Source organism: Halolactibacillus alkaliphilus, from assembly GCF_900115465.1.
GTDB lineage: Bacteria > Bacillota > Bacilli > Bacillales > Amphibacillaceae > Halolactibacillus > Halolactibacillus alkaliphilus.
This window is the reverse complement of record NZ_FOWN01000017.1, coordinates 45,585-56,615: the sequence shown is the minus strand read 5'-3', so window position 1 is coordinate 56,615 and position 11,031 is coordinate 45,585. Positions and strand designations below refer to the sequence as shown.

The following is an 11,031-nucleotide window of genomic DNA, read 5'->3' as shown; positions in this document are numbered from 1 at the left end:
TCAAATGATTTGGAAACGCTGGAAACATGTGAGAACGAGGTATAGAAAACTTCGAAAATACGGAATATCTCATAACGAAGCACTTAAATTAGCTGCGAGTAGGAAGGGGTATTGGAATAACTCAAAAACACCTGCCCTTCATCGAGCACTATCAAATGAGCGACTATTGAAGTGGGGGCTAAGAAATTTAAACCTTCGCTTGAAAGCAAGTCAATTTAGATCTGACTATAAATTAAAACGATACTTAAATTATTGAACCGCCGTATACGGATCCGTACGTACGGTGGTGTGAGAGGTCGGTAGGTGAATTAATCACCTACCTCCTACTCGATTTTAAAAAAATGATTTAAAATAAGAAAAAAGGGGTAAATGTAAGCGTAACCAATTAGACAATAGCATATATATTTACCTATAGGTGTGAAGACTTATCTATCCTATGTGGGTGCCTGATAGATAACGAGCAGGTGGCGCAACCGTCCTATTTATTTAGGGCGGTTTTTTAATAAACAAGAAAAGAACAAAGAGTGGTAAAAAAATAAAAAGGTAGCAACCATAGGTGGTGATAAGCATCATATATATAATACGAGTCATCAGAAGTGTTTTAATTCTATTAGGTTTTGTCGGTTTGCTGTGGGCGTTGTATATCTTGGTTAATGAAAACACCCCATCTCATCGTATAGCGCTTTTTTCTTGGGAACGAGAGATTGTCACAACCGATGTCGAAGCAACAGTAGATTTCTTAAAACAGTATGAGATTGAACGGCTGTTTCAATCATTTTCTAGTCGTTTATCAGATGAGGAAATTGTTCGATTTATGGAAAGTGTCGGAGGGGAGGTTGATGTTTACCGTTTAATGGGCACCCCGGAGTGGGCTTTTGATGAAGAAGCTACGAGTATGATTCGAGAAGCGGACCGGGTCATAGCGCTAAATGAACAGTTACCAGAATTGTATCAGATTAAAGGTCTCGTGGTTGATGTGGAGCCATATACGATGCAAGATTTTGATTGGGATGATCGTGACTTACAATCAAGTTTTTCTAAAGGGATGGTGAGACTTTTTCAATACTTGTCTATTCATGGATTAGAAATGATTACAGTTGTTCCTTACTTTTATGACACGAAAGGTTATCGTGAAGTACTAGATATACTCATTAGGGAAGCATCTACAGAGCTTGCGATTATGAACTATTACCGAGAAAGTGAAGTAGAAAACATGCGCTATGAAGCAGGCGTCGCAAAAGAGGAGGGGGTCCCTATTACAACCATTTATGAATTTAAACCAGCTGGGGAGCATGATTTAACTGAAAGAAATACGTATCATTTACTAGGAGTGGAGGCGGCGCTGGACAATTTATTGGAAATTAAATCAATCTATCATAACCAGGAGATCTTCGGTGCTTTTCATGATTTTAAAGCGCTAAGGGAGGTGGTTGGACATGACTAGTGTGTTCCGGGAAGAAAAAAAGTATTTGCTTGATTTAAAGCATTACTATCACGTGAGACATAATATCCAAAAAATTATGATGCGTGATAAACATAGTATAAACAATCCTTATGACGGCAAAAAAGGAGAAGGTTATACGATTCGTTCTTTGTATTTTGATTCATTAGATGACAGAGATTTTCATGAGAAAGAAGATGGGATTGAACTAAGACGGAAATTAAGATTACGAACATATATGCATGACACAAACTACTGTCTTTTGGAATTAAAGAAAAAACAAGGGAACTATCAGCAAAAAACATCCTATAAGCTAACAAAAGCAGAGGGAGAACGTCTAATATCCGGGGATTACAGCTTACTTTTAGAGAAACAATCGTCCTTTTTACTTGAGTGCTATGAAATGATGATGACTCATGTCTATAGACCAAAATCAATCGTCACCTATGAGCGCGATGCATATATTGCGAAAGAAAATCAAATTCGGGTAACATTTGATCAAAAAATTAGAGGATCAGAAGGTACGATGTCGTTGTTTGATAAAACTCTGATTGAAACACCATTAATTGAAGATGCTTACGTCGTTTTGGAAGTGAAATACAATGGATTCTTACTTCAATATATTAAAGATTTACTGATACCATTAGAAGAATCTCAACTATCTGTGAGCAAATATAGTATGAGTCGTCAAATCAGTAAACATTATAAATTATAAATACAGACAAATAAAGGAGTGGTTATTTATGCGTGATTTTCTATACCAAATCATCGAGCAGTCGCCCAATTTAAGTTTTAATGATATTTTAATTAATATTTTAATGGCAACAGCGCTCGCTATCGCTATTTATATTTCTTATTGGTACACGCACGTTGGTACTGCTTATAGTAGAAAATTCAACGTATCCCTCATTACTTTAACTATTTTAACAGCAACTGTTATGACTGTTATTGGCAACAACATTGCCCTCTCTCTTGGTATGGTAGGAGCCTTGTCGATTGTTCGTTTTAGAACAGCGATTAAAGATTCCAGAGATACAACGTATATCTTCTGGGCGATTATCGTTGGTATAGCTTGTGGAGCGGGTGATTATCTTGTAGCTACAATCGGTTCAGTTGTTGTCTTTGTTGTTTTACTTTTACTTGGACGTGTGAAAAACAATCAACGGATGTTATTGATTGTTAAAGCAAGTCGCGAATCGGAGATACAGATAGAGGGTGCTGTGTTTAAACAGTTTAATAAAAAAGCCGTGTTAAGAGTAAAAAATACGACGGAAAAATCGATTGAATGGATATATGAACTATCTCAAAAAGACTACAAAGCAGAAAATAAAAAAGACCAAACCATTACAGAGCTCCTTTATAAATTGGGAGGGATTGATTATGTTAATATTGTGGCGCAGTCGGACGAAATTAGTGGATAACTCATGAAAGCGCGCGTCTTATATTTACTCGTTCCAATCGTAATTTTTACTTTAGCGATCACGGTATCATTTATTGAACCGGATACTTTCTATAATCGGACGCTTCAGCATGAGTCAACTAAAGATGTCCAATCATACAACTTACCAATGGGTGCCTTCTCGACACATTTACCTGTCGTTTCGGTGAATACGAGAAGTCAGCGCATACCTGGTGGGCGACTACCAGGTGATGTGGAACGCTATGAACTGTCAGAACAAGGATTGAGTGAAATTAATGTTGAAGTAACATTCTTCGGTGAAGATGCTTTTGTTTCAGATGCGATGTTTAGAGTAAGAGGAAACTCCTCACGCTTATTTGAGAAAAAGTCTTATGCGATGACGTTTGTTGAAGCAGATTTCACTGAGAAAAATATTGGCATTTTAGGTATGGAGCCTGATGATAACTGGGCTTTACACGGACCTGCGCTTGACAGAACCTTGTTAAGGAATTATTTAGCGATGAACCTTACTGGAGAGCTGATGCCGTATGCGCCGGATGTCAGATTTGTTGAACTCTTTGTCAATGACCAGTATGAAGGTGTCTACGTGCTGATGGAGACGGTTTCTAAAGGTGAAGGGCGGGTAAATATTCCAACGCCTGATAGAAATAGTGTGATGACAAGTTATATTGTGGAAATTGACCGTGAAGCAAAGCTTGAGTTTCCGTTGAATGATTTCTTAGTTGACACATATAGATTGTACCCATCGGCAACAGATTTAACGTATCCAACCGATCGACAGTATACAGATGCCAGGTTTGATTTTGTTAATCGAGATTTTTCTAAGCTCGCAAAAAACATTTATCAAATACCTTATGCTACAGAGAAAAATGCTTATAAAGACTGGATTGATGAAACAGCTTTTTATGATTACTTTATCATCAATGAATTGTTTAGAAATATTGATGCAGGATACTATTCCACATATTTCTATCGCCATTTACGTGGTAAGTTAACACCGGTCGTATGGGATTTTAATAATAGTCTTGATAATTACCAAGAAACAGTTTTTGATGAGACAGGCTTTTCAATGACACAAGTCGTTTTTTACGAACAATTATTAAAAGAAGCGCGTTTTGTTGAGGGATTAATTGAACGGTATCGCAATTTGAGAAAATCAAGATTAAGTGATGAAAGATTGATAACCATGGTAGATGATTCAATCAATTATTTAGGTGATGCAATTTCACGAAATAATCAACGGTGGGATCGCTATTACGATCATGAACAATACAGTCCAGATGACTTTCTTATCCCTGTTGAGCGCAATCCAACGACATATAATCAAGCGGTTAACCAAATGACCACATTTCTACTCGCACGTGGTCAGTGGCTTGATGAACATATCGATGCGCTTTATCAGTACAGCCATCCGTCTCGTCATAGTTTTGAATCGATTAAGTAATAAAAGGCAGGGGGGGTATGAATGAAGCGGTTCTTAATTATTTCATTAGGGTTTTCTATTCTCATCTTTATTGGTGTGTATCTCTATTTTGTGGAAGGTGTGTATTGGTCCTTTCGTGCACCTGAAACGATCGATACACCTTTTTATACCGAAGACCAACAGTTTTATTATGCAACAAATAGTGGTGCTGTCCCAATTGATATTAAAGGCATTGAGGTAGATGCGAGTTTTGGTCCGTACCGAGCGAATGATTTTACGATTGATGATGACACGTGGTTACGGTGGTTTCAACTCATCAAAAATACCGGTGCTAATACCGTCCGCGTATCAACAATAATGGATGATACTTTCTACCGTGCACTCTATGATTATAATAGTGACAACAATGACCCACTCTTTTTACTTCAAGGTATACGTGTGGCATATGACGAAGTTAATATGGATCAAACGCAAGGGCAAATGCGTTTTTATAATTTATTAAAAGAAGATGCGCGAGATGCGATTGACATTGTTCATGGACGTAATTTTATTCTGGGAAATAATCAAAAAGGGAGTGGTTTATACCGTTATAATTTATCACCGTGGGTACTGGGTTATTTAATTGGAGATGAATGGAATCAAGATTTAATTAGCTATATAAATCATACGTTAACGGATGATTTTGAAGATTATGTTGGTACGTATATTGAAACAAGTTTTGATTCAACAGCATTTGAAAAGCTAATAGCCTCACTTATTGATGATATGATTCGTTATGAAACAAACAAGTACCACACACAAAGGCCGATTTCAGTCAATAGTACCTTCGTGATGGACCCCTTTGAGTATCACACGCATATCAAGCAACAATTAGGTAAGATTAATCGTTTTACGATGGATCATTTTCTATTAACTGAACACCAACATGCGGGGTTATTTGCAAGCTATGCTTACGAAGATTGGCCTGAGGAAGCAAGTGAATATATCCTAAACGAAAAAACAAATTCGACATCTTTTAGTGATTATTTAACGGAACTTCAGGAAGCTCATAATATGCCTGTCATTATAAGTAGTTTTGGTTACCCTAGTGACATGTATCTGAATCAAGAAGATGATCAAGGTGTATTATTAATAGGTGATTTGCAACTGTTTGAAGAAAGTGGATTTAATGGAGCGATTATTCGATCACTTCAAGATGTATGGGATCGACGAACGGTGCAAACGGCATTTAAGTATGCCTTAGAAGAAATCCACGAATGGCACGATGCTCTAACACCGACGCAACATTTTGGGCTCATCGGTTTTGAATCATACCGAAAAGATACATTGATGCGTATTGATGGAGCTGAGGATGATTGGGTAGATGTTGCCTATACGAAAGAAGATACGTTAAAAGTTACGAGAGACCATTCTTATCTATACGTTTTAGCTAAATCAGTGGATATTGATCCAGATCAGCCTCTTTATCTGAGCTTTGATATTCATCCGACGATGGGTACAACACTTATGCCGCAAAAGGGCATCACGTTAGAAGCGCCAAGCGAGTTTCTACTTGCTATACGTCCAAATATGGATGGTATCATGTATGTCATTGAGCGTTATCAAGGGGCAAGGCAACAGTTTTTAGAACGTGTCAATGGGGTGAATCCTTACGTCGTCTTACCCGAAAGACCAAACAGTTTTGTGCGCGTCGTTGTAGCTGAGCGGACAAAAGAAATCACACAAGAAGATGCCACAGATTATACGTATCCGTATCAGTTTAAGGAGGTCTCTCCTTTAAAGAGTCAGCTTACGCCATCAGTATCTCCCGATATTTATATAACGGATAAACAAGTGGAGCTTCGGATACCTTATGGTTTACTGAATATGTATGATCCCATGAAGCCAACTGTTCATGATGACTATTATGAAAACTATGGTGTTGAACCATTATCCATTAACCAATTTACACTCAGTATCTATAATGAAGAGGGGATCATTATTGATTCAGTAGTGGTACCGTTAAATAGATTACATTCAACAGCTGATGTAGAAGAAATTATTAAACCTGCCTATTACCAAGTCAAAGCTCACTGGGGAGGTGGCGCTGAATGATTGCCGTGACGTATATTTATTTCTTTGTTTGTCTACTCATCATGCTCTTTACAATCGGTTATATCGTGTATCAATATTATCGGCGCAAGACATTTAAAATACGGGTGGTTGATTTCGAAGCGCTCATTAAGCACCAATTAAATCTTATTCGTCAGGATCTTCCGGTAGCTAAAAGCCATGAAGGAATGTTAATAGAGCGATTAGCGCATGTGAATCAATTAACCGCTTTTCATGCAGTTTTAAAAGAACAAGTAAATGATCAAGCGTTGAAGACCTATAAGTTAGCTATTGAATCAGTTATTAAAAAGCTTGTAGTTATCTATGAAAAACGAGACGATATGCAAAGAGCTTATCTCGCTTATTTCATTTCTCAACACGCAGACGGATTGTGGGAAAATCCTGTTATTTACCGCACGCTATTTCGCTATTTAGATCAACCAAACATTTATTTAAGAGAAAATGTCTTAAAAGCTTTTTATCAACAACAAAATCCAGAGTGGATTGCAAGAGCATTTGAAGTGTTATCTAAACAACATCTTGTCCACAATCAAAAGCTTATTCAAGATGGTTTACTGAGCTATCCCTACGATAAACAGACACTGATACAAGTGTTGATTAATCACTATAAGTCATTTAATGAGTCAGTAAATTTAGGAGTTATTGGTTTTGTCACGTATGAAACAGATGCTTATAAAGATTGGTTCTTTGAATTGATACAAGGAAGCAATTTACCACTAGAAATTGAATTAAAGTTATGTCGCTACTTTAAAAAGCATCCAGATGATCGGTTAAAACCGTATTTATTTCAATCGCTTAAAAGTCATCAAGTAGAAAAGCGGATTGTTGCAGCCGATGTCTTAGCTAGTTATTGTTGTGATGATGTTATCCAGGTATTAAAGGCAGCGTTAAATGACCCTAATTGGTATGTGAGAAGGAATGCGAGTCGGTCATTGCTAAAAACAGAGGTGACGATGCCGGACTTACTAGATGTATTGACAGGTAAGGACCGCTATGCCAAAGAAATGCTGCGCTATTACTTGGAGAGGGAAGGGGGTTAATCGATGAATCTCGTCGTTCAAGAGTTTATAAATGGTATTGCGATTTTTTTCATTGTGTATATGATGTTGTATACGACATATCTCTTTCTCTCTGTTATGTTTGGTGCTGTACGTTTGTATGATAAGGACCGAATGATGCGACTGAATAATGAGTTGAAACATGATTATTATTTACCGGTATCGGTCATTATGCCAGCTTATAATGAAGAGGTAACAATTGTTGATAGTGTGGAGAGTTTGCTTAATTTAGACTATAAGCTGTATGAGATTATAATTGTTGATGACGGCTCGACCGATGAGACAATAGATGAGCTGCTTCGAGCGTTACGATTCTATCAAACAAACCGACCAATCCAGCAGCGATTAAAGACAAAACCGGTTTTATCTGTTTATGAAGCGATGCATAAGGATACGAAAATCATGTTGATCCGTAAGGAGAATGGCGGTAAAGGTGATGCGTTAAATGCAGGAATCAATGCCAGTCGTTACCCATATTTTGTTACACTTGATGCGGATTCACTCTTACAAACAAATGCGCTTGAAAAGATTATTCAACCCGTTTTGGCTGATGAGTCTGTTGTTGCTGTTGGAGGGATGGTAAGGATTGCGCAGTGTGTAAAAATGATTGATGGGCATGTGTTAGATTATAAAATGCCGTGGAATCCTATTATCGGCATGCAAGTTGTTGAATATGACCGGTCATTTTTAGCCTCGCGGATTTTACTTGATCAATTCAGTGGTAATTTGATTATTTCCGGGGCCTTCGGTTTGTTTAAGAAAGACGTTGTGTTATCTGCAGGTGGCTACCGTACGAATACGATTGGTGAAGATATGGAACTTGTGATGCGCCTGCATACGTTTATGTTAAATAATAATCGCCCTTATAAAGTGAAGTATCATCCAGAAGCCATTTGTTGGAGTCAGGCGCCTGGTTCTGTTAAAGATGTGATGAAGCAAAGACGTAGGTGGTATCTCGGGCTCTTTCAATCCCTTGTGTCGTATCCAGAGATGTTTACCCGATTTTTAAAGAAACCGGTAGGGTTTATCTCCTATATTTATTACTGGTTTTTTGAATTGTTGGCACCATTTATAGAGGTATTTGGCATCACTACGATCATACTTGCCTATTTTTTTGGTTTACTTAATGTGCCTTATATGATTGAATTGTTTTTCATTTATACGGGGTTTGGCATTATCTTATCACTGACTGCCTTTTTTCAACGTGTTTTCACACAAGGCTTAAAATTACATGTGCTTGATATCGCAAAAGCATTTGTGATGGTCACATTTGAAAATGCTTTCTATCGTTACATCTTATCTTTCGTTAGGGTAACGGCTTTTATTGGATATAAAAAGAAAGGAAAGAGTTGGGGATCAATTACGCGAGTAAAACAAACAAAGGTTTAAAAATAAACGATACCCCTAAAGTTAGAATGAAAATCTAAATTTAGGGGTGTTTTATATAAGGAATTATTAGACACAATTATTTTTTGCGAGAGTAAGCTTAATCATCCAATAGTCTATCTCATCAAACACCATGTCTTTAATTGCCTTTAGGCGTGGTTCACCGACTTCTTCATAAGCTTCCAAGATATGTGCCTCAATCTCTTCATCTAGAAGTGACTTGAACTCAATAGCTTCACCGTCTTCATAAGCTGTTATCAAATGATCATAGACGGTTTCAAGGTTGATATTCCGGATGCGCGCAATTTTTTCTGGTGCGATGGCTTGTTTATAATAGTGAAGCGTCAGCTCATGACTTTTTAAGTCTGTTGTCTGATTCATAATAGCCGCAAGGAATAAACTTCCGTACTGATCAAATTTCCTTTCACCAACACCTTTAATCGTTAACATGGCCTGTTTTGTTTCTGGTGTATGTCGTGCCATGTCACGTAATGTCGCATCAGAAAAGATAACATACGGTGGCACATGTTCCTCTTCACTGATCGCTTTTCTTAACTGACGTAACGTGTCAAAGAGTGCAGTGTTGTAGTCTGTGACTTCAGCTTCTTTTATCGTTTGTTGTCTCAACCAGACACTTTCTTTATTTTTTAAAACATCCACAGCTTTTTGGGTAAGGGATAGCACCGGAAAGCGCTGGTCACCTGTTTCAAGGTAGCCTTCTGCCACGAGAAGGTGAATAAATTGCGTAATTTGTTTTTCTGTTAAGTGTTTCATTAAGCCATAGGTTGATAACTGATCAAAGTTAAATTGTTTTATTTTTTGATCTTTTGAACCTTTAAGCACTTTGGCTGTGAGTGTTGCACCGAAGCGTTGATTCATCCGCATGACACATGATAAGACTTTTTGGGCATCAACAGTCCGATCGACTTTTTCAGTGCCAGCCGTGCAATTTGTACACATCTCGCAATCATTATGGGCGCGTGTATCTTTAAAATACTGTAACATATAACGTATAAGACATTGATCTGTGTAACAATAGCTCGTCATACTTTGTAACTTTTTGTATTCTTGTTGTTTTTTTTCATCATCAAGCTGCGATTGTTCAATTAAGAATTTCTGTAACTGAATGTCTTGTGGAGAAAAAAGCAACACACAATCACTCGGTTCGCCGTCGCGACCAGCTCGACCAGCTTCTTGGTAATATGATTCAATATTCATTGGCATCGAATGGTGGATGACAAAGCGGACGTTGGATTTATCAATCCCCATACCGAAGGCATTGGTTGCTACCATGACCATCGCCTCATCAGTAATAAATTTATTTTGTTCTTTTACCCGCTTATCTTCTGGTAATCCCGCATGATAATAAGCGACTTTCACTCCTTTTTTTAATAACATGCCGTGTACAAGTTCAACATTTTTCCGAGTAGGGCAATAAATAATGCCAGAATCCGTTGCGTGATGACTCACATAATCTTTAATAAAGGTTTGTTTGTCTTGTCCTTTTAGTATATGAAAGTGCAGATTATCACGTTTAAACCCTGTATTAATGGTGTTCTCATCACTAATAGCTAATAGTGATTGAATATCTTTAATCACCTCTGGTGTGGCTGTCGCGGTAAGTGCCATTATAAATGGTACTAAAGGTAGTTGTTTAATCCGTTCAACAATGGACCGGTAACTTGGTCTAAAGTCATGCCCCCATTGTGAAATACAATGAGCTTCATCAAAAGCAATAAAGCTGATATTGATGCGCGAAACCGCGTCAAAAAAGCCATGATGGTCAAAGCGTTCCGGAGCAATATAGACAAAGTCATAAGCGCCTCTTTGCATCTGTTGCATGCGCTCAATGTAATCTTCTTTTGTTAGCGTACTATTGATGTAAGTCGCTTTAATGCCAATAGTTAAAAGACTGTCAACTTGGTCTTTCATTAATGAAATGAGCGGGGAAATAATAAGAGCTGTCCCTTGTTCTAGCATACCGGGAATTTGATAACAAAGTGATTTCCCACCACCTGTAGGCATAATACCTAAACTGTTCTCTTTGTTTAAACTACGTCTGATGAGTTCTGCTTGTCCAGGTCTGAATTGATCATAACCGAAATAGCGTTTTAATATATCTAAGCTTTCTTCAAAAGTTGCCATCGTTCACCGTTCCTTTTAAAAAGTTCTCGTAGCCTATACTAACATA

At 37.6% G+C, this 11,031-nt stretch carries 8 protein-coding genes; 7 read left to right on the top strand and 1 reads right to left on the bottom strand.

Translation table 11 applies throughout. From position 1 onward, the window contains the following. Window positions 1-646: 646 nt before the first annotated feature. Genes BM163_RS08335 through BM163_RS08305 form a run of 7 tightly spaced genes read left to right on the top strand, consistent with a single transcriptional unit; the run spans window position 647 to window position 8,843 of the window. Entirely contained in the window at window positions 647-1,444 is a 798-nt protein-coding gene (locus tag BM163_RS08335; protein ID WP_089802082.1) for a hypothetical protein, read from the top strand. After that, the gene (locus BM163_RS08330) at window positions 1,437-2,156 is read left to right on the top strand and encodes a polyphosphate polymerase domain-containing protein (protein WP_089802080.1); all 720 of its coding nucleotides are present in this window, start codon (window positions 1,437-1,439) and stop codon (window positions 2,154-2,156) included. Before BM163_RS08335 ends, BM163_RS08330 begins: the two co-directional genes overlap by 8 nt. 28 nt (window positions 2,157-2,184) lie before the next feature. Beyond that, window positions 2,185-2,862 carry a DUF4956 domain-containing protein gene (locus tag BM163_RS08325; protein WP_089802079.1) on the top strand — a complete coding sequence of 226 codons (678 nt, stop codon included), beginning with the start codon at window positions 2,185-2,187 and terminating at the stop codon, window positions 2,860-2,862. Window positions 2,863-2,865: 3 nt separating this feature from the next. After that, window positions 2,866-4,305: a CotH kinase family protein gene (locus tag BM163_RS08320; protein WP_089802076.1), complete on the top strand. Its 1,440-nt coding sequence runs from the start codon at window positions 2,866-2,868 to the stop codon at window positions 4,303-4,305. Between the two features lie 21 nt (window positions 4,306-4,326). Next, complete coding sequence (locus tag BM163_RS08315) at window positions 4,327-6,378, top strand: hypothetical protein (RefSeq protein WP_089802074.1); 2,052 nt, start codon at window positions 4,327-4,329, stop codon at window positions 6,376-6,378. Then, window positions 6,375-7,436, top strand: a complete 1,062-nt coding sequence (locus tag BM163_RS08310; protein WP_089802072.1) for a HEAT repeat domain-containing protein — start codon at window positions 6,375-6,377, stop codon at window positions 7,434-7,436. Before BM163_RS08315 ends, BM163_RS08310 begins: the two co-directional genes overlap by 4 nt. 3 nt (window positions 7,437-7,439) lie before the next feature. Next, window positions 7,440-8,843 carry a glycosyltransferase family 2 protein gene (locus tag BM163_RS08305; protein WP_089802070.1) on the top strand — a complete coding sequence of 468 codons (1,404 nt, stop codon included), beginning with the start codon at window positions 7,440-7,442 and terminating at the stop codon, window positions 8,841-8,843. A 66-nt stretch (window positions 8,844-8,909) separates the two neighbouring features. Here BM163_RS08305 and recQ read toward each other — a convergent pair whose 3' ends face one another. Continuing rightward, the gene (gene recQ / locus BM163_RS08300) at window positions 8,910-10,985 is read right to left on the bottom strand and encodes a DNA helicase RecQ (protein WP_089802068.1); all 2,076 of its coding nucleotides are present in this window, start codon (window positions 10,983-10,985) and stop codon (window positions 8,910-8,912) included. Window positions 10,986-11,031 lie beyond the last annotated feature (46 nt).

Bases quoted from the DNA above. Each gene is read 5' to 3' on its own strand.
- BM163_RS08315 (WP_089802074.1), top strand. From the start codon at position 4,327: ATGAAGCGGTTCTTAATTATTTCATTAGGGTTTTCTATTCTCATCTTT.
- BM163_RS08310 (WP_089802072.1), top strand. From the start codon at position 6,375: ATGATTGCCGTGACGTATATTTATTTCTTTGTTTGTCTACTCATCATG.
- BM163_RS08320 (WP_089802076.1), top strand. From the start codon at position 2,866: ATGAAAGCGCGCGTCTTATATTTACTCGTTCCAATCGTAATTTTTACT.
- BM163_RS08325 (WP_089802079.1), top strand. From the start codon at position 2,185: ATGCGTGATTTTCTATACCAAATCATCGAGCAGTCGCCCAATTTAAGT.
- BM163_RS08330 (WP_089802080.1), top strand. From the start codon at position 1,437: ATGACTAGTGTGTTCCGGGAAGAAAAAAAGTATTTGCTTGATTTAAAG.
- BM163_RS08305 (WP_089802070.1), top strand. From the start codon at position 7,440: ATGAATCTCGTCGTTCAAGAGTTTATAAATGGTATTGCGATTTTTTTC.
- recQ (WP_089802068.1), bottom strand. From the start codon at position 10,985: ATGGCAACTTTTGAAGAAAGCTTAGATATATTAAAACGCTATTTCGGT.